The sequence below is a fragment of the Edwardsiella sp. A.80236 genome, assembly GCF_044540725.1.
GTDB classification, from domain to species: Bacteria; Pseudomonadota; Gammaproteobacteria; order Enterobacterales; family Enterobacteriaceae; genus Edwardsiella; species Edwardsiella tarda.
On the sequence record NZ_JBIUCY010000016.1, the window covers coordinates 1 to 23,176 of the forward strand.

The following is a 23,176-nucleotide window of genomic DNA, read 5'->3' on the forward strand; positions in this document are numbered from 1 at the left end:
GTCCGTAGCTCAGTTGGTTAGAGCACCACCTTGACATGGTGGGGGTCGGTAGTTCGAGTCTACTCGGACGCACCATCTCTCTTTCCCCGAAAGCTATTTCACGACTTGCGCCCACGCATTTCCTATCGCGATAAAAACCATCCGTTTCCCTTGAGAACCGACGCACGCCTCCCTGCCCTAGACCACAGCGATAGCCTTGATGGCTCCTCCGCGTTCGCGCGCCATGCGTCATCCTGCGCGCAAGCGGCGGCCGGAGATGCCCGGCCACCTGACGCCTTTAATCGAGGCGAATAGCGACGGTATATAACTTCACGCCATCGAACTCCTTGATGATACGCCCTTGTACGCTGACGCGTTGCTGCGGCGTGATCACTCGCCCTGCCCAGGCGCTATTTGGAACGATCAGCGTCATCTCACCACTCTCATCACGGAAACGATAATCTTCACCGCCCAATGCCTGTACGATATGCCCGCGCAGCAAGACCATCTGCCCCTCATCGATCACGCTGGCTTTCTCGACCTGGCTGACCGTCATCACCGTCTGCTGATGCGGGCCATCGAAACCGCCCCCCAATGAGGTCTGCGGTGGCGTGCTGCACGCCGCCAACCCGATTACCGATAGCGCCAGGATCACACCCTTGAGCGAGTTGTTCATCTTACCACTCCTTATCCATGCGGTATGGGGCCTGTCGGCCAGGCGATGGCCGCAGACCATTTTGATATCTACTTGTTTATCCAGATCATTATAGTCACAGTAAGCGATCGCCTCACCTTAGGCAACCTCTGCACGCGGAAAAGACTCGCTCGCGGCTCGTGGCTCGTCGCTCCCGGTTACGTTACGGCGATTCCTAAACGAAGATCGTATATGCAAGGCGGCACGAGAACAGGCGGCATTAAGCTTTATCCTAATTCCCGCTTCAGCGCGGTCAATCGTGCGGCGCAATAAGAAAAATCGCGTATGCTGACAGTGGTCGGAGATCTTTTCCGCTACCGCTAGGTTATTCTCTTTCTTAAGGATTAAGAGCCTATCCTAGTCGGGCGTATCGTGTTGCTGCCAGTTTGGACACGGACAGTGCGCAACAACCGGAGCGTACTCGCAATACGTGAGGATTATTCGCTTCGCTCACCCTTCGGGCCGCCCTGAAGGGCGTACAAAGCTTGGTTAAGTTTTGTGTGAGCACTACCCAGGGCCAACATGGCAAATAAAATAGCTTAATGGGATAGGCGCTAAGGCTAATGATTACCACGCATATCGACATCGTCGAATGTAGCCTAGGTAGCGCAGCGGAAAAAAGAAGCGACTAAAGATCAACGCATCGGGCCGTAACATGTGCCGCAGCCTGCTAACAGGCACACACGTGTACTCTCCCACCATCGCGAGCAGAAAAAATAAGAAAGGGCACCCTGATGCATAACTCCACCTGGGTGGGTAAACACTATCGCTTATATCACTTGTTATTCGCTATCCTCGTTGGCGCCTTGGTGGGGATGGGCTCGCTCGCGGTACGCTATCAGCAAGAGCTCGGGACCATACGCCAGGCTCGACACGAGATGGCCAATATGGCGATCGCTCAACTCGATGCCCAGCTCGCTCACGCCGAACGTGTCAGCCAAAACAGTCTGGCCTGGCGTGATCAAAACTGTGACATCATCAGCCCCTTACTGAGTAGTATGGCGATCCATCTCGAAACTATCCGGGCGGTGCTATTAGTCAAGCACGGCATGATCACCTGCTCTAATCTGCTGCATCAACCCTTCACCTCGCTGTATGCCGTCTATCCCGAGCTGCAAGTGGCTAAGCGAACCCTGGTCTTGCGGCCGGCGCGGTTGTTTAACCGCGGCATCCCGGTATTGCTGTTCTGGTTGCCCATAGCGCAAGAGCCGGACAGTGGCATCGTACATATTTTCAATATCGCCACCCTCTCCTCATTTATCTTGGCGCCGCATACCCCTGATGTCGACTATATGGCGCTGAATGTCGCTGGGCATACCTTGCGCTTCCAGGATCGACGGATACTGCCTTACCCAGTACCGCAGGGCGACTCACCACAGTTGGAGTTACACTCGAAGAACTATCCGTTCTCCATCAGCCTGTTCGCCCCCCCTCCCCGCGTCCTGGCGTTACAGCGTCTGCCACAACATCTCCCCTTGGCGCTGCTGTTATTCCTACTGTCGGCGGGATTAGTCTATCTGGCCGCGGCCAACCGGATGAGCCTGGCTTACCCCCTCACTCAGGCCATACAACGGCGCGAACTCCAGCTCTACTGCCAACCGATCATTCGCGCCCAGAGCGGCTGTTGCGAAGGCGTCGAAATCTTGCTGCGCTGGTACAACCCTCGCCACGGCTGGACCTCACCCGAGGTCTTCATTCCCCTCGCCGAGCAAAACGGATTGATCATTCCGCTGACCCGTTACCTGCTCACGATGCTCGCGGCACAGCGCCATCTGTTTCCCGCCAATGAAAACTTCTATCTCAGCATCAACGTCGCGCCAGAGCATGTCGCTCAGGGGCTCCTGGCGCAAGATATTCAACGGCTATGGCTCAGCGTTAACCCTCAGCAACGCCTCATGGTCGAGTTGACCGAACGCACCCCGCTGCCGTGCCAAGATTATCAACAGCGAGAACGGCTACGAGAACTGGGAGTTTGGTTGGCACTGGATGACTTCGGCACCGGACACGGATCATTAAGCTATCTGCAAGATCTGCAACCCGACATGCTGAAGATCGATCGCTCCTTCTGCACGACTATCGGCAGTGACGCCATCAACGCCACCGTACTGGATTCGCTGATCGATCTGGCCCACCAGCTGCATTTACATCTGGTGGTCGAGGGGATCGAGGATGAGCACCAGGTTGACTACCTGCGTAAGAAGGGGGTGTACGCCATGCAAGGATTCTTGTTCGCCCGCCCGATGCCGTTGAGTGAATTCCCGCGCTGGCTCGCGCAGCACGGGCAATGTCATGTCGAGGAGACGCCTACTCCATGTCAGGCTTAAGCCTCCGGCAATGGCGTCGGATCCTCGGGGATACGCTCGACCTGTACCTTCTCGATACGATACTCCTCCACCTCGACCACGGTGAAGCGCAGCCCATCTCGCGTCAAGGCGGCGCCAACCGCGGGCATCCGATCGAAGTGCGCCAGCAGCAGCCCCGCCAATGAGGCATACTGCGTACCGCTGCCCAACACCAGGCCGTGTACACCCAACGTCTGCTCCAAGGTGTGGAGATCGGTACTGCCCTTGACCAACCAACCGCTCTCGTTGGTGACAATATCCGGGGTCTCATCTTCATCGGGGAACTCGCCGGCGATGGCCTCCAACACATCCAGAGGGGTGACCAGACCCTGCACCTCACCGAACTCATCGCTGACCATCACCAGCCGCCCCTTCGCCTGGCGTAACACATCCAGCACGTTGATGACATCCAGGCTCTCCAACACCACGATGGGGGTATGCTGCGCGGCGAACTCCGCGAGCGGAACGCCCTGCTTCAGCGCCATCAGTAAATCCTTGGCACGCACCACACCCAACAATTGATCCAGACTGCCCTCACATACCGGGAACAGACTATGCGGGGTCTCTAACAGCTGGCGGCGAATGTCATCGGCCGACTGACGGCAGTCGATCCATGAGATCTCATTGCGTGGCGTCATGATGGTTCGCAAGGAGCGCGAGGCCAGGGTCAACACGCCACTGATCATATAGCGCTCCTCGGCGGCGAAGGCGCCCGCCTCTCCGGGCGTTAAGATCCCTTCATTCGCGCTCTCCGGCGCCACGCCGCGTTCGCCCCCCATCAGACGCATGATGGCCTCTGCGGTACGCTGACGCATCGGTTTATGCTGTTGATGACGCAGATAGTTGCGCCGGGCGATCTGGTTGAATAGCTCGATCAGGATCGAGAAGCCAATCGCGGCATACAGATACCCTTTCGGGATATGCAGGCCGAAGCCTTCTGCCATCAGGCTCAAACCGATCATCAACAAGAAACTGAGGCACAGGACGACCACGGTCGGATGGGCGTTAACAAACCGGGTCAGCGCCTTGGAGGCCAACAACATGATCGCCATGGCAATCACCACCGCCACCATCATCACCGCCAGATGGTCGACCATGCCGACGGCTGTAATCACCGCATCCAGCGAGAAGACCGCGTCCAGAATCACAATCTGTACCACCACCGACCAGAAGCTGGCATACCCCTTCTGACTCACCGCATGCACCCGTCCCTCGAGGCGTTCATGCAGCTCCATCGTGGCCTTAAACAGCAGGAAAAGCCCGCCCAGCAACAGGATCAGGTCGCGCCCGGAAAAAGAGAACATGGCGATGCTAAACAGCGGCCGGGTCAGCGTGACCATCCACGAAATCAGCGACAACAAGCCCAGGCGCATGATCAAGGCCAAGCCGAGCCCGATGAGGCGCGCCTTGTCTCGCTGGTGCGGTGGCACCTTCTCCGCCAGGATGGCGACGAAGACCAGGTTGTCGATACCCAAGACGATTTCCAGCACCACCAGCGTCAGTAGGCCGGCCCAGATAGATGGGTCGAGTAACAGTTCCATGGCGTTTACTCCGCTAAGCCGACGCGGCTAGCGCGCAGATCCGACGCCAGGATGGCGATGCACTGACGGTGAGGCAACGCAGACAGCACAACGCGCAGGGAATCCTCCAGCAGGCTGGCGCACGGCGAGAAACGGCAGGAATGAGAAACGATCGGGAAAGATAACGGGACGGTGAAACGGCGTCGGTGACGATCCATAGGTTGGGTTTAACCCAATACTCCTTCTTTTAAATAGATGCGCTACTGTAACAAGAAACACGCCGTCATTCTACGGGTAGCGCGGTAACATTTTATCGTTATCGTGCACAAAATCGTAAAAGTCGGCGCACAAAAAAGCGCCATGCGCGCTACATTTATTCACGGTATGTACTAATAACCGATGGACGTCACATAAAAATTTTTTTTACTGACTAAAATAAATCCTGCTGAAACCGATTGCAGACAACGCCTGAATCGATTCATAAATTTAATTGATTGATTTGTAAGGCACGATCACTATGTCGGCAAGATCAAAGAAATTTCAGCGGGCAGTGACTCAACATGGATGTTTCGTTAAACAGTTCGTATCTTTAATTGCATACGGTGCGTCGGGTTTATTTCGCGGCGTGAAAGTATCAAGGAAAGCAGAGGAGGTAGCGAGTGAGTATTGCTATTATGATCGGTACTCACGGGGCCGCGGCGGAGCAGCTGTTAAAGACCGCCGAAATGTTGTTGGGCGAACAGAGTAATGTTGGCTTTATCGACTTCGTGCCCGGTGAGAATGCCGAAACATTGATCGAAAAGTACAGTCAGAAACTGGCACAGATGGATACCAGCGCAGGGGTCATCTTCCTGGTAGACACCTGGGGCGGCAGCCCGTTTAACGCCGCTAGCCGGATCGTACTGGACAAAGAGCACTATGAAGTGATCACCGGCGTCAACGTGCCGATGTTGGTCGAGACCTTTATGGCGCGCGACGATAACCCCGCTTTTGATGAGCTCGTTGCCATCGCCCTGGAGACCGGGCGCGAAGGTGTGCGTGCCCTACGTGCGAAAGAGGAAGCCCCAGCCGCCAGCGCCGCGAAACCGGCCGCACCGGCAGCGGTAGCTCCCGCCAAGCCAATGAATCCCGAAGATCATATGACCATTGGTCTGGCGCGTATCGACGATCGCCTGATTCACGGTCAGGTCGCCACCCGCTGGACCAAGGAAACCGGGGTTTCACGCATCATCGTCGTCAGCGATGAAGTCGCCCAGGACCACGTTCGCTCTACCCTGCTCAAGCAGGTGGCTCCTCCGGGCGTCACCGCCCACGTCGTGGATGTCGCCAAGATGATCCGCGTTTACAACAACCCGAAATACGCGAACGATCGCGTGATGCTGCTGTTTACCAACCCGACCGATGTCGAGCGTCTGGTCGAGGGTGGCGTCAAGATCACCTCGGTGAACATCGGTGGTATGGCATTCCGCCAGGGGAAAACCCAGGTCAACAATGCCGTCTCCGTCGATGAAACGGATATCGAAGCCTTCAAGAAGCTGGATGCCCGCGGTATCGAGCTAGAGGTGCGTAAGGTGTCCAACGATCCGCGTCTGAAGATGATGGACCTCATTAGTAAAATGAACTGATATGCCGCAAGGCATTGATTTAACTAACTCAGCTCTTTGGTAAAAGGAGAAGTACAATGGAGATTACCACTCTTCAGATTGTGCTGATATTTATCGTGGCATGTATTGCGGGGATGGGCTCTATCCTCGATGAGTTTCAGTTCCACCGTCCGCTGATCGCCTGTACCCTGATCGGTATCGTACTCGGCGACATGAAAACCGGTATCATCATCGGGGGTACCCTGGAGATGATCGCCCTGGGTTGGATGAACATCGGTGCCGCCGTGGCCCCGGATGCCGCCCTGGCCTCCATCATCTCCACCATCCTGGTCATCGCCGGTGGGCAAAGCATCGGTGCCGGTATCGCCCTGGCGATTCCACTGGCTGCGGCCGGTCAGGTATTGACCATCATCGTGCGTACCATCACCGTGGGCTTCCAGCACGCGGCTGACGGGGCGGCGGAACGTGGTGATCTGCGCGCTATCTCGTTCCTGCACTGCTCTGCCCTGCTGTTGCAAGCGATGCGTATCGCCATTCCGGCGGTCATCGTCGCCGTCTCCGTGGGCACCGATGCCGTTCACTCTATGTTGAGCGCCATTCCTGAGGTGGTCACCACCGGTCTGGGTATCGCGGGCGGTATGATCGTCGTTGTCGGTTACGCCATGGTCATCAACATGATGCGTGCCGGCTACCTGATGCCGTTCTTCTACCTGGGCTTCGTTACCGCGGCGTTCACCAACTTCAACCTGGTTGCACTGGGTGTGTTGGGTCTGGTCATGGCCATCCTGTATATCCAGCTCAGCCCGAAATACAACAAGGCGCAGGTGGTACAGTCCGCTGCCAACGGCAATAACGATCTCGACAACGAACTGGACTAAGAGAGAAGGTGAGAAAAATGGTTGATACGACTTCATCTGTAACCCCGTCTCAGGGTGAGAAGAGGCTGACCGCTGGCGATATCCGCGGTGTATTCCTGCGCTCTAACCTTTTCCAAGGTTCATGGAACTTCGAACGTATGCAGGCGCTGGGTTTCTGTTTCTCCATGGTGCCGGTGATCCGTCGCCTGTATCCGGAGAACAGCGAAGAACGCCGCCAGGCAATCCGCCGCCATCTGGAGTTCTTTAACACCCAACCGTTCGTCGCGGCGCCGGTTCTCGGCGTGACCATGGCGATGGAAGAGGAACGTGCTAACGGCGCCCCGATCGACGATGCCGCGATCAACGGTATCAAGGTCGGTCTGATGGGACCGCTGGCTGGTGTCGGTGACCCGATCTTCTGGGGTACCGTCCGTCCGGTGTTCGCCGCCCTCGGTGCCGGTATCGCAATGACCGGTAGCCTGCTGGGCCCGATCCTGTTCTTCGTGCTGTTTAACCTGGTACGTCTGCTGGTTCGTTACTACGGCGTCGCCTACGGCTATAAGAAAGGGGTCGATATCGTTTCCGATATGGGCGGCGGCTTCCTGCAGAAACTGACGGAAGGGGCGTCCATCCTCGGCCTGTTTGTCATGGGGGCCTTGGTCAACAAGTGGACCCACGTCAACATTCCGTTGGTGGTCTCTAAGGTGACCAACCAAGAGGGCCACACCACCGTCACCACGGTCCAGAATATCCTGGATCAGTTGATGCCGGGTCTGGTGCCGCTGCTGCTGACCTTTGGCTGTATGTGGCTGCTGCGCCGCAAGGTGAACGCCTTGTGGATCATCGTGGGCTTCTTCTTCATCGGTATCTTTGGTTACTGGATCGGCTTGCTCGGTCAGTAATCTCCCCACACCGGGCGGCTTCGGCCGTCCGGTGTCGTTTTATCCCTACCTGCGGAGTTGTTCATGTCTTTAACCGATATCGCCCTGTTGGTCTTTATCGTGCTGTTCCTGCTCTACGCCGTCTACGATGAGGCGATCATGCCGCGCCAACGTGGTGCCACGCTGTTGCGCGTTAACCTAAAACGGCGCAACAAAGCCGACAGCTTTATCTTTATCGGTCTGTTAGCCATCCTGGCCTACCGTAACATCAGCGATCAGGGCGACCCCTTTACCACCTGGCTGTTGGCCACGCTGATCATCGTCTCGATCTATATTTTCTATCTGCGCTGGCCCAAGCTGCTGTTTAAAGCGCAGGGATTCTATTACGGCAACGTGTTTATCGACTATGCGCGCATCCGCGGCATGAATCTGTCTGAAGACGGTATTCTGGTGATCGAGTTGGAAAAACGCCGCTTGCTGATCCAGGTCGCCAAACTCGACGCCCTGGATGATATCTACAAGTTTATGCTGGAGCATCAGCAGTAATTAACCCCTGACGCGGGAGCCGTAGCACGCTCCCTCGCCTCGTCATGCACGCCTCACCGCGGATTGCACACCGTCATATCCCACGCCTACCGCCGCTCTCGCCGCTCAACGCCCTCCCCCGGTAGGCCAGCCTCATCCACCACAACTCGACCGTCTAGCGGCCGTGGAGGCGAGGATGGCGCGTCGCACACTGCTCGGTGGCGGTGGACATCACCCGGGGGGATGGCCGCAATATGTTGAGCGCCCCAGCCCCCGCGACGGCGCACGAGGGAGAGGCATGGCACGGTTCGCCTGAGCAACACGGCAAGCGCCAAGCCAGATTGCCCACCGAGCGGCACGGGAGGAGCGTGAGCGCTTTAGGCGCGCGTATCCGCCCTCGCCTGGTCGACGGGAGCCGCATCGCGTCGGTAGACCCGGATTAAGAAATCCGTTTCACACATCAATGCGCTACGCGCGCGTAACGCCTCTGAGACGCCTGGTGCCGCTCGCCAAGCAAAGGGGGTCATCTGCAGCAGATCGGCGGCCTGCGCGCCGCTGAGGCTCATCTCATAGGCTAAACGCTGGCTCGCCACCGGCGTGAATCCCGCTAACAACTCCTCTTTCTGTTCGTGCAGGTGTACCTGAGGGTAGACCAACTCCTTCAACTGGTAGAGGTGGCGTGCCGCAGGCGTCACCGTCACCAGACAACCACCGTCAGCGACAACGCGCGCTAATTCGGCTGCATTACAGGGCGCGTAGATGCGTACCACACCGCCCATGCTGGCATCGGCGAACGGCAGACGCTGGCTAGAGGCGACGCAGAAGCGTACTGCGGGATAGTGACGGGCCGCATAACGGATAGCGACCTTCGCGATATCCAAGCCATAGACCTGCGCCTGTGCCGCCTCACACCAACTGGCGGTGTAATAGCCCTCACCACAGCCGATATCCAGCACATTACAGCCTGGTGCCGGCAGATAACGCGCCAGGGCCGCCTGGACGGCGTCACGCAGCGGTTGGTAGTGCCCCGCCTGTAAGAAGGCGCTACGCGCTTGCATCATTGCACTGCTGTCGCCCGGTTGCCGCGAATGCTTGAATTGTACCGGCATCAGATTGACATAGCCCTCTTTGGCGCAGTCGAAACGATGATTGTTGGCACAACTCCACTGGCGCCCGTCCAGACGCAACGTGGAGTGACATAGGGGACATTGGTACGGCATGCTGTTTACTCTTTTAACGGGGGAGAGGACGCCGGCGGCCATTGGGCGGCGACATCGCGGATGCGGGTATTATCCTGGTCGGCGACGCTGGGTGCAAGCCGAGCCAAGGAGCTTGAGGTCGATGCGAAACTTGAGGTCGATTAGGGAGATCGTATCGCTAGCCATAAAAAAACCCGCCGGCGGCGGGTTTTCTAACCACTAACGTAGCTTAGATAGCAGTTACGTTAACAGCAGACGGGCCTTTCTGGCCATCCTGGATTTCGAACTCTACGTGCTGACCTTCAGCCAGAGTTTTGAAACCATTGCCTTGGATTGCAGAGAAGTGAACGAACACGTCCTTGCTGCCGTCAGCCGGGGTGATGAAACCGAAACCCTTCGCTTCGTTGAACCACTTCACTTGACCTTTGATCTTAGCCATCTTACGTATTTCCTTACTATTGATTAAACCGCCCGTAGGCGTTACACAGACAAACTAGAGTCGTTACTGCTTGAGGCACTAAGATAAGGTTCGGCAGAGAAGTAGTAATCAACGCAAACGTTTTTACTGGGAACTTCTTTACTGAAAATGCCACACATAGACAGAACTGTACCTCGCTTTACTCGAATGCGTTATCACACACTCTCTATTCAATGGCAAGCCATTTTTATGCAGTGATCGACATGTCGCACAGAAATAAAACGGTCGGCGGAAAATTGGCCATGTTTATGCTGAAATAAGTTGCCATGAACAGTGTTTTCTGCTGTCTCGATGACGTTCACTTTTCCAGCATCTCCCTGCCATTCTCCTCTGACTCTCATGCGTTCCTTTTTACGCTATTCTGGCCCATTCGTCATCCTCTTCTCGGCGAAAAACAGCAAATAATAAGTTTGAAATGCGATGCGTTATACATTTTTCACTTATTTTTCCAGCCGGCCTCATCAGAACGAAGTGAGATTAATCATAGTACAAATTGCTTTTTTAACCTTTATTCAAGAACAGTGCCAAATAGCATCGTAAAAGCGATAGAGAGGAGCACCGTACTGAACAGTACAGTGAGTAAATCATGATAATATATTGATAATTCTATTTATAATCACTTACCGATTATTAACAGAATAATGATTTGAAAAAATAATCATCGTCACCGAACACCGATTATTTATATCCCGCAGGAAAAATGATACATCAGCATTCAGCTGCTTTATATGACCTATTTAATACCAGCGCACCGCCCTCACCGCCGTAATATCACGATGCCGTCGCCGCCATCGCGCCGAATGCCAAGCGGCGCCGCCAGGGTATATGGCGCGGCGCCTCACGGATCCATAAAAATAGCCGCGACTGATTCAAACTATTTAATCGGTAGGACAATATCTTGAAACATCGCCTCAATCTCTTCATTGCTACGTAACGCTAATGCCGCGTCGACCACCTCGCGCGTCAGATGCGGCGCAAAACGGGCGATAAAGTCATACATGTAGCTACGCAGGAAGGTACTGCGGCGAAACCCGAGCTTGGTGGTACTAAAGCCGAACAGATGGCTGGCATCGAGCGCCACCAGATCGGCATCAACCTGTGGGTCGAGCGCCATCTTGGCGATCACGCCCACCCCAAGCCCCAGGCGGACATAAGTCTTGATCACATCGGCATCCGTCGCGGTGAAGACGATATGTGGCGTTAACCCGGCCTGATTAAAGGCCTGATCCAGCGTCGAGCGCCCGGTAAAACCAAAGGTGTAAGTCACCAGCGGGTATTCCGCCAATGCCTCGATGCTCACCTGGCCGCATCCAGCCAATGGATGATCGGGGCGCACGACCAACGCACGATTCCAGTGATAGCAGGGCAACATCACCAGATCGGCATACAGATGCAGCGCCTCGGTGGCGATGGCGAAATCCGCATTCCCCTTACTGACCGCCTCGGCGATCTGACTGGGTGAGCCCTGATGCATATGCAGCGACACCCGCGGGTAACGTTGGATAAAGTCCTGGATCACCGCGGGCAAGGCATAACGCGCCTGAGTGTGGGTGGTCGCCACATACAGCGAGCCTTGATCGGGATAGGTATGTTCTCCCGCCACCGCCTTGATGGCATCAACCTTGGACAACACCTCGCGGGCGATGCGAATGATCTCTTGTCCCGCCGGCGTCACCTGCGTCAGGTGCTTACCGCTGCGCGAGAAGATCTGGACCCCCAGTTCATCCTCCAGCATGCGAACCTGCTTGCTGATGCCGGGCTGCGAGGTATATAGCCCCTCGGCGGTAGAGGATACGTTAAGGTTGTGGTTAACAACTTCAACAATATAACGAAGCTGCTGCAATTTCATAGCCGGTGCCATCCTAAGTGTGCGTTGGTTAGTGCGATGCATGGACACTAACGCTAAAAAACCACGAAATGGTTTTATATCACTACTATATCATTATGTTACTAAACGTATAAGCGGATAACCGGTTCTCTCCTCCAGCACGCACCCACACACCTAGACAAAAAATGCCGGCCCAAGGCCGGCATCATAATGCATTCAGTCGGTACGATTTACTTCTTCTCGCTCTCGACCCACTTGCCATCGACGAAGAAGGCGCTCCAACCGGTAGCCTTGCCCTCTTTCTCGCTGGAGACATACTGTTGCTTAGTCTTACGACTAAAGCGCACCAGCGTCGGATTGCCGTGTTCATCCTGCTGCGGCGCATCGGCCAGATAGCGCAGTTTCTCCGGCAGGCGATCGCGGAAACGGAACAGCTCCGCCACTAACGGCGCGCGGGTCTCGCGCGATTTAGGGAAGGTATTGGCGGCCAGGAATACCCCGGCGGCACCATCGCGTAATACGAAGTAGGCGTCGGACTTCTCGCACGCCAGCTCCGGCAACGGCACCGGATCCTCCTTCGGCGGCGCCACCTCACCGTTACGCAGGATCTTGCGGGTATTCTTACAGGCTTCGTTGGTGCAACCCATATACTTACCGAAACGCCCCATCTTCAGGTGCATCTCGGCCCCGCACTTATCGCACTCCACCACCGGACCATCATACCCTTTGATGCGGAACTCGCCCTCTTCCACCTCATAACCGTCACACGCCGGGTTATTACCGCAGACATGCAACTTACGATGGTTATCGATCAGATAGCTGTCCATCGCCGTGCCACACTTCGGACAACGCCGCTTAGCGCGTAGCGCATTGGTCTCGGCGTCCTCGCCCTCTAGCACGTTGAGGACTTCGGCCTCGGGGATCAGATTGATGGTGGTCTTGCAACGCTCCTTCGGCGGCAGCGCATAACCGGAGCAGCCAAGGAATACCCCGGTGCTGGCGGTACGGATCCCCATCGCACGCTCGCAGGTCGGGCAGGCGATGCTGGTTAATACCATCGGATTGGGGCGCATTCCCCCCTCTTCCGGCGTCTTCTCCGCGACCTCAAGCTGCTGGCTGAAGTCACTAAAGAAACCATCGAGCACCCCACGCCAGTCGGCCTGGGCATTGGCAACCCGATCCAAGCCATCTTCCATGTGGGCGGTGAAGTCGTAACTCATCAATTCGCGGAAGTTCTCTTCCAGGCGATCGGTGACGATCTCCCCCATCTTCTCGGCGTAAAAACGACGATTATCGGTGCGCACATAGCCGCGATCCTGAATGGTGGAGATGATGGCGGCATAGGTCGACGGGCGACCGATGCCACGCTTCTCCAACTCGCGCACCAACGAGGCTTCGCTGAATCGAGCCGGCGGCTTGGTAAAGTGTTGGCTGGGTTGCAGCTGCAACAGGTCGAGTGCCCGCCCGCTCTCCACCGCTGGCAGCGTCCGATCCTCGTCGCCCTTACGCAGCTGCGGCAACACCCGTGTCCAACCGTCGAAGCGCAGGGTACGCCCACGCGCCTTCAGGGTGTAATCCGCCGCCTGTACGGTAATGGTGCTGGCATCATATTTGGCCGGCGTCATCTGGCAGGCCACGAACTGACGCCAGATCAGTTGGTACAGTTTCAGCGCGTCGTCTTCCATCCCCTTAAGGTCGTCGGCGGAGACCTTCACATCGGATGGACGGATCGCCTCGTGCGCCTCCTGCGAGTTATCCTTGCTGGCATAGACGTTAGCCTGCGCGGGCAGATACTCGGCACCGAAGTTGTCGCCGATATAGGCGCGCACCATATTCAGGGCGTCCTGGCTCAGGTTGGTCGAGTCGGTACGCATATAGGTGATGTAGCCCGCTTCATACAGACGCTGTGCCATCATCATGGTCTTCTTCACCCCGAACCCCAAACGCGTACTGGCGGCTTGTTGTAGCGTCGAGGTGATAAAGGGGGCCGATGGCTTGCTGCTGGTCGGTTTATCTTCCCGTTCACGCACCACGAAACGGGCGTGTTCCAACGCGCTAACGGCCGCCTGGCTCTGTTGCGCATTGACCGGTTTAAACGGTTTATCGTTGCAGTGGGTCACTTGAGCCTGGAAGTTCGTCTCGGCACCGACGGCGAGATCGGCGCGTAACTCCCAATACTCTTCCGGCACAAACGCCTTAATCTCCCGCTCCCGCTCAACGATCAACCGCACCGCCACCGACTGTACACGCCCCGCAGAGAGGCCGCGCGCGACCTTCTTCCACAGCAGCGGCGACACCATATAACCGACCACGCGGTCCATAAAACGGCGCGCCTGCTGGGCGTTGACGCGATCGATATTCAGTTCGCCAGGATGGCTAAAGGCTTGCTGGATAGCGTTCTTGGTAATTTCGTTAAACACCACGCGGCTATAGCGCCCGTCATCGCCGCCGATCACCTCACGCAGATGCCAGGCGATGGCCTCCCCTTCGCGGTCCAAGTCGGTTGCCAGATAGATGTGGTCAGCTTTTTCGGCCAGAGACTTTAGCTCCGCGACCACCTTCTCTTTGCCCGGCAGAATTTCGTAATGCGCCTGCCAGTCGTGATAAGGGTCGACCCCCATGCGATTGACCAGCGCATCGCGCTCGTTCTTCTTGACCTTGGTCTTGGTTTTGTCGTCGGTCGAGGCAGCGCCCTTCTTACTGGCTGAGCCACTGGTCGGCAAATCGCGGATATGACCGACGCTGGACTTCACCACGTAGTCATTGCCGAGATACTTATTTATGGTTTTGGCCTTTGCCGGGGACTCAACTATAACGAGAGCTTTACCCATAATTCTCTTTACCTGAATGCATCCTTCTGTTGCCAGAAGCCTTTAATTCGCCATTAAACCGGCACTGTATAGAATTCTTTTTTATATTGCGACAGGCACAGCAGAGATCAAGACTCACCGTCCTAAACGCCTCATCGTTGTGCAGACACAGCTCAATTCGCTGATCTAGCGCAATATTTCGCTTACGCCCTCCGCGGCACAGCAAGCGATGCGCGCAGAGTGTAAACAAGAGATTCCGTCAGAATCAAGAAGTGCCTCACTCTACCCGATCGTCAGCGCCACGCAACCTAATTAGCACGCTCCGCACATTTTTACCAATTTTCCCCCATCCTATCCCCCTCTTGCCGCTCCCGTCTGACAGGGTAAAATAAGCCAAAAGTATCAGTTGGAGAGAAAAAGATGTTGTATGAAACTGCCCCGATCACCCGCGAACAACTGTTGGCCGAGGCCAATCAGATCATCCGCGATCACGAAGATTACATGCAGGGAATGGTGGCTACCGACGTCGAACAGAAAGGGAATGTGCTCGTCTTTCGTGGCGAGTTTTTCTTGGATAAGGATGGGCTACCGACGCCGAAGAGTACCGCAGCCTTCAACATGTTCAAACACCTGGCTCACACGCTGTCAGAAAAATACCATCTGGCCGATTGATGCCCACTCTGGCGCGCCCTTTGGGCGCGCCGAATGCCATGCCTTAGGGTAAGGGGCGCTGACCACGCTGCCACCAACGCAGCAGCAGGCTATCCGCCCCTTGCGCCGCCGCCATGCCCATGCGAGCCATCAGCCCCTTACGGCGCATATAACGCACCGCGATCACCTCGGCCTGCTCCATCTCGGCAATGAGCAGATCATCGCTGGTGCTCAACTCATCCACCAACCCCTTCTCCAACGCCTGCTCACCGTACCAATGCTCACCCGTCGCCACCGCATCGACATCCAGCGATGGCCGCTGACGCTGGACGAACTGCTTAAATAAACGATGCGTCTCATCCAGCTCCTGGCAAAACTTCTCGCGCCCCGCCTCGGTGTTTTCGCCGAAGAGCGTCAGGGTGCGCTTAAACTCACCGGCGGTATGCAGCTCGACATCGACATCATTCTTCTTTAACCAACGGTTAAAGTTAGGGATCTGCGCCACGACACCGATCGAGCCGATGATGGCGAAGGGCGCCGCCACGATACGATCGGCGACACAGGCCATCATGTAACCGCCGCTGGCCGCCACCTTATCCACCGCCACCGTCAGACGCACGCCGGCCTGACGCAGGCGCTGTAGCTGCGAAGCCGCCAGCCCATAGCCATGCACTACCCCGCCGGGGCTTTCCAGGCGCAGTAACACACTATCCTGGGGGCCGGCGACCGCCAATACCGCGCTGATCTCCTCACGCAGCGAAGTCACTTCGTGAGCATCCATGCTGCCCTTAAAGTCCAGCACGTAGATGCAGGGCTTCTCGGCGGCCAACAATCCCCCTCGCGCCTCCGCCTTACGCTGTTTCTCCTCGGCCTTCGCCACCTTCTTCTGCAAACGGCGCCACTGTTTCAATGCGGCTCCCTGTAGGCGGGCGCTACGCATGTTGCGCTGCATCTCACGGTACTGTTCGCCCAGATCCGTCAGTTGCAGCTCACCGCCGCCATGCCCTTGGCGCTGACGTAACCCGAGCACCAATAACACCAACGCCGCCACAGCCACCAGCAGCGTCGCCGCCTTGGCCAAAAACAGGCTATATAAGGATAACCACTCCACACTCACCGCCTTGTTCATCATGCTGTTAATACCACTGAGCGCCCCCGTGCCACGGGATACGCATCACGTACGCCACACAGACTAAGGGGACGCCGTAAAATAGCAAGTCTTGTCAGGTAAACAGCTTGTAAATCCGCCAAGCGCACGCCGCAAACGCGATTCTCGTTGACCCGAGACCGAGCGACGGGCTATAGATCTGCCATTGTTCCCGTATTCGGAGCTTACCATGACCGTTTCCCTGCCGGGCCAAGCCTACCTTGCCCCCGCCGATCTGTTACAGGATCGTATCATTCTGGTGACGGGTGCCAGCGCCGGCATTGGCCGTGAAGCCGCGCTCAGCTATGCCCGCCACGGCGCGCAACTGATCCTGCTGGGGCGCGATGGCACACGATTAGAGACGCTGGCGCAGCAGATCGTCGCCGAAGGGGCGCCACGTCCCCATCTCATCCGTTGCGATCTGCTGACCCTGAATGAGGCGCAGAGCCGAGCGCTGGTCGCGGATCTCGGTCAACGTGTCGATCGACTGGACGGCCTGCTGCACAGCGCCGGCCTGTTGGGTGACATCGCGCCATTGGCGCAACAAGATTATGACCAATGGCAGGCGGTGATGCAGGTCAACGTCAACGCCCAATTCCTGTTGACGCGCGATCTGCTGCCGCTGTTGCAGCGCGCCCCCCGCGCCTCGCTCATCTTCACCAGCTCCAGCGTTGGCCGCCAGGGTCGCGCCGGTTGGGGGGCCTACGCCGTCTCGAAGTTCGCCACCGAGGGCATGATGCAGGTCTGGGCCGAGGAGCTCGCGGCCAGTTCGGTGCGGGTCAACGCCATCAACCCGGGGGCGACGCGGACCGCCATGCGCGCCAGCGCCTATCCCGATGAGGATCCCCACACCCTGCTCACCCCGGCGCAGATCATGCCGCTGTATCTCTACCTGATGGGAGATGATAACCAAAACGTACATGGTCGTAGCCTGGACGCCCAACCCGGCCGTCGTCCCGGTCGAGCCGGCTAACGGCCCCGCGCCCCGCCATTGAGCGTGGGGCGACCAGCTCATCACATTACGTTAAGGAGTCGAGGATGGATCAACAGCGCCACCAGCAGCGCCAGCAACGCCTGAAAGAGAAGGTGGATGCCCGCATCGCCGCCGCCCGTGAGGAGCGCGGTATCGTGATCATCTTCACCGGCAACGGCAAGGGAAAAAGTAGCGCCGCTTTCGGCACCGTCGCCCGTAGCGTCGGCCATGGTAAACGGGCCGCCGTCGCACAGTTTATCAAGGGCACCTGGGAGAATGGTGAACGCAACCTACTCGAGCCACACGGCGTCGAATTCCAGGTGATGGCCAGCGGCTTCACCTGGGAGACTCAAGATCGGCAGGCGGACATCGAGGCCGCCGAGCAGGTCTGGCACCACGCGCAACGCATGCTGGCCGACCCGCATCTCGATCTGGTGGTATTGGATGAGCTGACCTACATGGTCAGTTACCATTATCTGCCGCTGGAGGAGGTCGTTGCCGCGTTACGTGCCCGTCCCCCCCATCAGTCGGTGATCATCACCGGACGGGCCTGCCACCGCGATCTGATCGCCTTGGCGGATACGGTGAGTGAAATCCGCCCAGAAAAGCATGCCTTCAACGCCGGTATCAAGGCGCAGAAAGGCATCGACTGGTAACCGCCTCAGCCGACGCCGCGGTCGTTAAGGCGGCGCAGTAGCGCGAAGTCGTGATCGATGGAGATCAGGCTATGGCAACCTTGAGCAAAGGTGAAATGCCACATCTGATCCGCCGCCATCCCCAACAGATGGGCGCACAACAGCGCCAGCACCCCCTGATGGGCGACCAGCAGCACCCGCTGCCCGGCGTGACGCGCCACCAACTCGTCGAGCGTCGCCGTCACCCGTGCGCTGAAAGCCGTGAAGCTCTCCCCCTGCGGCGGCGCGGCATGCCGCCAGTCATCGCACCACGCCTGGTAGGCCGCGCTCTGCTCACGCGCCAGATCGCGGTGATGACGCAGCTCCCAGTCACCGAAATCCATCTCATCCAACCCCGCGTGCACATGGAAGGCGCCCTGCTCACCGATGATCGGCCGCAAGGTTTGTTGGGTACGCAACAGGCGACTGGCATAGGCGACGTCGAACGCCACCCCCTGTAACTGGCGCGCGACCGCCTGTGCCTGCAGCTGCCCTTGCGCCGTCAGCGGCAGATTACTGCGCCCGCAGTAGACGCCATCCAGGTTAGCTTGAGTCTGACCATGACGCACCAGATACAGTTCCATCGCCACGCCTCAGTACAATGCCAACAGGAATACCAACGCAGACAACTCATTGGCGGCGCCCAGCGTATCCCCCGTCTGCCCACCCAGACGCATGTTAATGAAGGCGCGGTAAATCAGGGCGAACAGGTAGGCGATGAAGAAGGCCAGCAACCCCTGCCAATGCAGCAGGCCAAAGGTTAGCAGCAGGCCGATCGCCAAGGTCAAGGCGTAGTGGCTACCGCTGATCTTGCCGATATACAGATTCCCCATGCCGCTCTCGCGCGCGTAACGCTGGCGGTACATCATCACCGCCAGCAGGGTGCGACTCACCAGCGGCAGAGCCACCAGCACGGCGTAGATATGCAACGACGACCCCGCCAGACGCTGGATCAACACCACCTCCATCAGGATCACGAAGATCAACGCCAGCGTACCATTGGTGCCGATACGGCTGTCCCGCATGATCTCCAACATGCGATCGCGCGGGCGGGCGGAGAACAACCCATCACAGGTATCGGCCAGGCCGTCAAGATGAAAGGCGCCGGTCACCAGCGCGCTGGCCAATACCGCCGCCACCGCCCCCAGCCAACTGCCATAGGTGGTCGCCAACACGCCATAGGCCAACGCACTGATTACCCCGACCAGCAGGCCAACAAAGGGAAAGTAAATAATGCCGCGCGGATAGTCGCTCAGCGCCAGGTCATCGCTACAACGTGGAGAGACCGGGATGCGGGTCATAAACTGCAAGGTCGCCAGGAAAAGTTTCATTGTCCGTCGAGTCGTCCGTAAAAAGGGAAAGCATCGTACCTGACGTCACGCCAACGGCGCCGGGACACGATCTAATAACGTACTGATACCCCAATAGTAATACCACTTTCTGCGCGTGATGCCAGCCCAGGCTAAGCAAAATCGGCAACGGGCCGAGCGAAGGCCATCCACGCGCGATAAAAAAACCGCTCCGAGGAGCGGTTATCTACGATGAAACGGTCTCTGTGACGCTTAACCGCGTTTGGCGGCCGGGGCGCGACGGCTCGAGCTACCGTGCTGGCTGTGACGCTTGACGGCTCGCCGGATCTGGTTCGCCTTCATGCGGCGACGCTCGCGCTCCACCGGCAGCTTGCTGGTGCTCTCGGCCTTCAGTTCCACCAACTCACGCAGGTAGTTAATGTTCTCCAACGGCAGCTCCTGCCAGCCGCCACGCGGCAAGCCCTTCGGCAGGGTCAGATCGCCATAACGGACGCGGATCAGACGACTGACCTGCACGCCGACGGCCTCCCACAGGCGACGCACCTCACGGTTACGCCCTTCCGTCAGCGTCACGTTGTACCATTGGTTCAACCCTTCGCCGCCCTGGAAGCTGATGCTCTTGAAGCTGGCCGGGCCATCTTCCAACTGAACACCGCGGCTAAGCTGACGCAGCTTATCCTCGTCCACCTGACCGAAGACGCGCACCGCATACTCACGCTCAACCTCGCGGCTCGGGTGCATCAGGCGGTTTGCCAACTCGCCATCGGTGGTAAACAGCAGCAGACCGGAGGTGTTAATATCCAGACGCCCGACGGCGATCCAGCGGGAGCCACGCAGGCGGGGCAGGCGGTCAAACACCGTCGGACGACCTTCCGGATCGCGGCGGGTACACAGCTCACCCTCCGGTTTGTAGTAGGCCAGAACACGGCAGATCTCTTGTTCGGATTCGCGGATGGAGACGACGCGGCCATCGACGCGGATCTTCATGTTGGCGGTGACCTCCACGCGGTCACCCAGCGTGGCCAGTTTACCGTCCACACTCACGCGCCCCTCTTTGATCAACGCCTCGATTTCACGACGGGAGCCATGACCGGCGCGGGCAAGAACCTTCTGTAATTTTTCGCTCATTGAGCAACCTCAGCTGTCGCCTTCACAGGCGTCGTTATTGTCGACCGGCCGCCGTGGCGACCGATGCTAAAACAGGCGTTCAGCGCGCTGGGCCGCAGCCCTGGCCTGACGCGGGCGCTTATTTTACACGAAATCGGGATATATGCCGTGAATAATTTGCCAGCGAGGAAAAAGTCCGCCGCCCTAAGCAATCCTTAAGATCCGGCTGTTGTAATAGCTCGCGATCCCGGCGGCCATGTCAGGTTTTGTCAGGGGCGTAAAATTGCCTAAATCCGCTGGGCCTCCGCGGCCCAGATCGCGTAGGCTGCATCCATCCTGCGGAAATCCTGTAGGAATTAAAGGAGTTTCTATGACCGACGTTTCTTCTACCACCTCCACCACCAGCCGTCTGCGTACCTTCTTCCAGCAGCAGATGCAGTACTGGCGGATGTATCTGGCGCGTCAATCGCGCAAGATGGGGCTGGAAGGCAAGCTGCGCCAGGCCGTAATGCTGCTGAGTGCCGTGTTGATGATGAGCCTGCTGATGGCCGGTTTCTTGCTATTCAATCTGGTGGCGCTAAGCGTTGCCCTGATCGGCGGGCTACTCGCCCTGTTCCGCCCACGTCGCCCGATTATGCGCGGGCCACGCCACTCGAATCCCTTCTGATCCCCTGATTCCACCGCCCGGTTGACCGGGCGGGCACGGCCCGCTCCCCTGCGACCCTTTTTCCCAGCGCTAAATTCTGAAATAATAGCCCGATATCGAGAGGAGGCTGTTATGAGTTTTAATCTGGCCACGCTATCCCAAGAGCAGATGGATCGCGTCAATGTCGATCTGGCCGCCGGGAGCGTATCCTACAAAGAGCGTTACCATATGCCGGTGATCGCCGAACAGGTCGAGCGCGAGCAGCCCGAGGCGCTACGCGGCTATTTTCGGGAGCGTCTGCACTATTACCGCACCCTGTCGCTCGCCACCCTGCCCTACGAACCCGACGGCGGCCGTTAATCCCCGTCTGGTGCTCGGGCGTCCTCTTCCACCCAGCGCGGAATCCCCATGACACAGCAACAACGTAACACCGCTCTGGTCTGTGCCCTGAGCGAATGGATCGAGCAACATCTGGGACGCGATATCTACCTGGATGAGTTGGCGCGTTACTCCGGCTACTCGTTATGGCATATGCAGAAGATCTTCCGCGAAACCACCGGCCTATCGCTGGGGCGCTACATCCGCCTGCGTAAGTTAACCGGTGCCGCACGCCGTTTACGTCATAGTGACGATGGCATCATCGACATCGCACTGTGTTACGGTTTTGCCTCGCAATCGCACTTTACCTATATGTTCCGCAAACACTTCGGCGTGACACCAACCCGTTACCGTCTGCTGGCCGACTTACCGTTTACCCCCCCCGCGCCGTTGCATCAACAGTATGCGACGGTACAAAGCGCCTGACGTCGACACACCGTGATACGCTACCGGTGCGTCATCGGACGCCTACTGACGCTGCTGCGCGATCCCCTGCTGAGTCTGCCACTGCTCTTGGCCGCGCTATTATTACCTTTCAGCTCACTCAGCGCGCGCGAGCTGGCGGCGGGGATCGACTGGCGCACCCTCATCACCCTGACCGGCCTGTTGCTGCTGAGTAAAGGGATCGAAGGTAGCGGCTACTTCGACTGGCTGGGACGACGCCTACTCACCCGCCTGCACAACGAACGCGCCATCGCGCTACTGTTGGTCGGTGCCTCCCTACCGCTGGCGGCGCTGCTGACCAACGATGTGGCGCTGTTTATCGTGGTTCCGCTGACCCTGACGCTGAAGAAACTCGCTAACCTGGCCGTGACGCGCCTGATCATTTTAGAGGCGTTGGCGGTCAACGTCGGCTCACTGCTCACCCCCATCGGCAATCCCCAAAACATCCTGCTATGGGGCCACTCTGGCTGGGGATTCTGGACCTTCACCGGTGCCATGCTGCCGCTGGCGGCGTTACTCAGCGTGTTACTGCTCACGCTGACCCTGTTCACCACCCCGCGACGCCAGCTCTGCCTGCCGACCTTCACCGCGGCAGGTAACCTACGGCGGCGCCAACTCGGGAGCTGTCTCGCCCTCTACCCGTTCTTCATCATCGCCATCGATGCCGGTCAAGCGCTCGCCGGGTTAGCGGTGCTGCTGGCCGCCTTACTCTACCTTGCGCCGACGACCCTACGCCGCATCGACTGGCCGTTACTGATGGTGTTCATCACGATGTTTATCGATGTCCGCCTGTTGACCAGTCTACCCGCCCTGGCCGACCTCAGCCAACGGGCGGCGGCGATGCAAGGCCTCCCACTCTATCTCTCCGCCATCGCCCTGAGTCAGACGATCAGCAATGTGCCGGCCACCATCCTGTTGCTCGGGATCCAGCCCGCCAGTCTGACGCTCGCCTACGCGGTAAACATCGGTGGATTCGGGTTGGCGCTTGGCTCGATGGCCAACCTGATCGCCCTGCGCATGGCCGGAGAGCGCCGGATCTGGGGGCTATTTCATCTGTATAGTTTGCCCGCTCTGCTGCTGGCGGCGCTGGCCGGTTGGTGGTTACGTTAAGCCCGCGCCTTCGGCCATG

General features: G+C 58.0%; 24 protein-coding genes. 12 read left to right on the forward strand and 12 right to left on the reverse strand.

Features of this window, described 5'->3' with window-relative positions; translation table 11 throughout:
* Positions 1–277: 277 nt before the first annotated feature.
* The gene (locus ACEQFP_RS13290) at positions 278–655 is read right to left on the reverse strand and encodes a YgiW/YdeI family stress tolerance OB fold protein (protein WP_005285383.1); all 378 of its coding nucleotides are present in this window, start codon (positions 653–655) and stop codon (positions 278–280) included.
* Positions 656–1,407: 752 nt separating this feature from the next.
* Here ACEQFP_RS13290 and ACEQFP_RS13295 point away from each other — a divergent pair.
* Positions 1,408–2,997 (forward strand): EAL domain-containing protein, encoded by a 1,590-nt coding sequence (locus tag ACEQFP_RS13295; RefSeq protein ID WP_005285379.1) that lies wholly within the window; start codon positions 1,408–1,410, stop codon positions 2,995–2,997.
* Here ACEQFP_RS13295 and ACEQFP_RS13300 read toward each other — a convergent pair.
* On the reverse strand, positions 2,994–4,556 hold the full coding sequence (locus ACEQFP_RS13300) for a TerC family protein (protein WP_005285376.1): 1,563 nt from the start codon (positions 4,554–4,556) through the stop codon (positions 2,994–2,996). The two genes, ACEQFP_RS13295 and ACEQFP_RS13300, sit on opposite strands and share 4 nt — an antisense overlap.
* 5 nt (positions 4,557–4,561) lie before the next feature.
* Positions 4,562–4,753, reverse strand: a complete 192-nt coding sequence (locus tag ACEQFP_RS13305) for a hypothetical protein (protein ID WP_035600454.1) — start codon at positions 4,751–4,753, stop codon at positions 4,562–4,564.
* A gap of 441 nt (positions 4,754–5,194) precedes the next feature.
* Between ACEQFP_RS13305 and manX the strand changes: the two genes are divergently transcribed.
* The 4 genes from manX (at position 5,195) to ACEQFP_RS13325 (ending at position 8,423) form a co-directional block, all read left to right on the forward strand.
* Positions 5,195–6,160 (forward strand): PTS mannose transporter subunit IIAB, encoded by a 966-nt coding sequence (gene manX / locus ACEQFP_RS13310; RefSeq protein WP_068871397.1) that lies wholly within the window; start codon positions 5,195–5,197, stop codon positions 6,158–6,160.
* A 56-nt stretch (positions 6,161–6,216) separates the two neighbouring features.
* On the forward strand, positions 6,217–7,017 hold the full coding sequence (locus tag ACEQFP_RS13315) for a PTS mannose/fructose/sorbose transporter subunit IIC (protein WP_005285364.1): 801 nt from the start codon (positions 6,217–6,219) through the stop codon (positions 7,015–7,017).
* A 17-nt stretch (positions 7,018–7,034) separates the two neighbouring features.
* Positions 7,035–7,898 (forward strand): PTS mannose transporter subunit IID, encoded by an 864-nt coding sequence (locus ACEQFP_RS13320; protein WP_005285361.1) that lies wholly within the window; start codon positions 7,035–7,037, stop codon positions 7,896–7,898.
* 63 nt (positions 7,899–7,961) lie between these two features.
* Complete coding sequence (locus tag ACEQFP_RS13325) at positions 7,962–8,423, forward strand: DUF986 family protein (protein ID WP_005285356.1); 462 nt, start codon at positions 7,962–7,964, stop codon at positions 8,421–8,423.
* A gap of 356 nt (positions 8,424–8,779) precedes the next feature.
* On the opposite strand, the gene rlmA is transcribed toward ACEQFP_RS13325, so the two are convergent.
* The 5 genes from rlmA to topA form a co-directional block, all read right to left on the reverse strand.
* Positions 8,780–9,622, reverse strand: coding sequence for a 23S rRNA (guanine(745)-N(1))-methyltransferase (gene rlmA, locus ACEQFP_RS13330; RefSeq protein WP_370546788.1), 843 nt, complete (start codon positions 9,620–9,622; stop codon positions 8,780–8,782).
* Between the two features lie 208 nt (positions 9,623–9,830).
* A complete protein-coding gene (cspE, locus tag ACEQFP_RS13335) occupies positions 9,831–10,040 on the reverse strand; it encodes a transcription antiterminator/RNA stability regulator CspE (RefSeq protein WP_004094893.1) in 210 nt (69 codons plus the stop codon).
* Between the two features lie 41 nt (positions 10,041–10,081).
* Positions 10,082–10,198 (reverse strand): DUF2627 domain-containing protein, encoded by a 117-nt coding sequence (locus tag ACEQFP_RS13340; protein WP_071523920.1) that lies wholly within the window; start codon positions 10,196–10,198, stop codon positions 10,082–10,084.
* A gap of 755 nt (positions 10,199–10,953) precedes the next feature.
* Positions 10,954–11,928, reverse strand: coding sequence for an HTH-type transcriptional regulator CysB (gene cysB, locus ACEQFP_RS13345; RefSeq protein ID WP_005293360.1), 975 nt, complete (start codon positions 11,926–11,928; stop codon positions 10,954–10,956).
* Positions 11,929–12,137: 209 nt separating this feature from the next.
* Positions 12,138–14,738 (reverse strand): type I DNA topoisomerase, encoded by a 2,601-nt coding sequence (gene topA, locus ACEQFP_RS13350; protein ID WP_005285326.1) that lies wholly within the window; start codon positions 14,736–14,738, stop codon positions 12,138–12,140.
* A gap of 399 nt (positions 14,739–15,137) precedes the next feature.
* On the opposite strand from topA, the gene ACEQFP_RS13355 reads away from it, so the two are divergent.
* The gene (locus ACEQFP_RS13355) at positions 15,138–15,389 is read left to right on the forward strand and encodes a YciN family protein (RefSeq protein ID WP_005285317.1); all 252 of its coding nucleotides are present in this window, start codon (positions 15,138–15,140) and stop codon (positions 15,387–15,389) included.
* 43 nt (positions 15,390–15,432) lie between these two features.
* Here the strand turns inward: ACEQFP_RS13355 and sohB are convergent, their stop codons facing one another.
* The gene (sohB, locus tag ACEQFP_RS13360) at positions 15,433–16,479 is read right to left on the reverse strand and encodes a protease SohB (protein ID WP_035599136.1); all 1,047 of its coding nucleotides are present in this window, start codon (positions 16,477–16,479) and stop codon (positions 15,433–15,435) included.
* Between the two features lie 226 nt (positions 16,480–16,705).
* On the opposite strand from sohB, the gene ACEQFP_RS13365 reads away from it, so the two are divergent.
* Both ACEQFP_RS13365 and cobO read left to right on the forward strand, forming a co-directional pair.
* Positions 16,706–17,488, forward strand: a complete 783-nt coding sequence (locus ACEQFP_RS13365; RefSeq protein ID WP_370555166.1) for a YciK family oxidoreductase — start codon at positions 16,706–16,708, stop codon at positions 17,486–17,488.
* A 65-nt stretch (positions 17,489–17,553) separates the two neighbouring features.
* Entirely contained in the window at positions 17,554–18,144 is a 591-nt protein-coding gene (cobO, locus tag ACEQFP_RS13370) for a cob(I)yrinic acid a,c-diamide adenosyltransferase (RefSeq protein WP_005285302.1), read from the forward strand.
* 5 nt (positions 18,145–18,149) lie between these two features.
* Here cobO and ACEQFP_RS13375 read toward each other — a convergent pair whose 3' ends face one another.
* From ACEQFP_RS13375 to rluB, 3 genes are all read right to left on the reverse strand, one after another.
* Entirely contained in the window at positions 18,150–18,746 is a 597-nt protein-coding gene (locus tag ACEQFP_RS13375) for an adenosylcobalamin/alpha-ribazole phosphatase (protein WP_005293354.1), read from the reverse strand.
* 9 nt (positions 18,747–18,755) lie between these two features.
* Positions 18,756–19,493: an adenosylcobinamide-GDP ribazoletransferase gene (cobS, locus tag ACEQFP_RS13380; RefSeq protein ID WP_005285293.1), complete on the reverse strand. Its 738-nt coding sequence runs from the start codon at positions 19,491–19,493 to the stop codon at positions 18,756–18,758.
* A 231-nt stretch (positions 19,494–19,724) separates the two neighbouring features.
* A complete protein-coding gene (rluB, locus tag ACEQFP_RS13385) occupies positions 19,725–20,600 on the reverse strand; it encodes a 23S rRNA pseudouridine(2605) synthase RluB (RefSeq protein WP_005285286.1) in 876 nt (291 codons plus the stop codon).
* A gap of 349 nt (positions 20,601–20,949) precedes the next feature.
* Here rluB and ACEQFP_RS13390 point away from each other — a divergent pair, with 349 nt between their 5' ends.
* From ACEQFP_RS13390 to ACEQFP_RS13405, 4 genes are all read left to right on the forward strand, one after another.
* On the forward strand, positions 20,950–21,246 hold the full coding sequence (locus ACEQFP_RS13390; RefSeq protein WP_005285281.1) for a hypothetical protein: 297 nt from the start codon (positions 20,950–20,952) through the stop codon (positions 21,244–21,246).
* Positions 21,247–21,357: 111 nt separating this feature from the next.
* Complete coding sequence (locus tag ACEQFP_RS13395; protein ID WP_005285279.1) at positions 21,358–21,585, forward strand: DNA polymerase III subunit theta; 228 nt, start codon at positions 21,358–21,360, stop codon at positions 21,583–21,585.
* Positions 21,586–21,633: 48 nt separating this feature from the next.
* The gene (locus ACEQFP_RS13400; protein ID WP_005285277.1) at positions 21,634–22,029 is read left to right on the forward strand and encodes a helix-turn-helix domain-containing protein; all 396 of its coding nucleotides are present in this window, start codon (positions 21,634–21,636) and stop codon (positions 22,027–22,029) included.
* A gap of 12 nt (positions 22,030–22,041) precedes the next feature.
* Complete coding sequence (locus tag ACEQFP_RS13405; RefSeq protein ID WP_370546790.1) at positions 22,042–23,157, forward strand: SLC13 family permease; 1,116 nt, start codon at positions 22,042–22,044, stop codon at positions 23,155–23,157.
* Positions 23,158–23,176 lie beyond the last annotated feature (19 nt).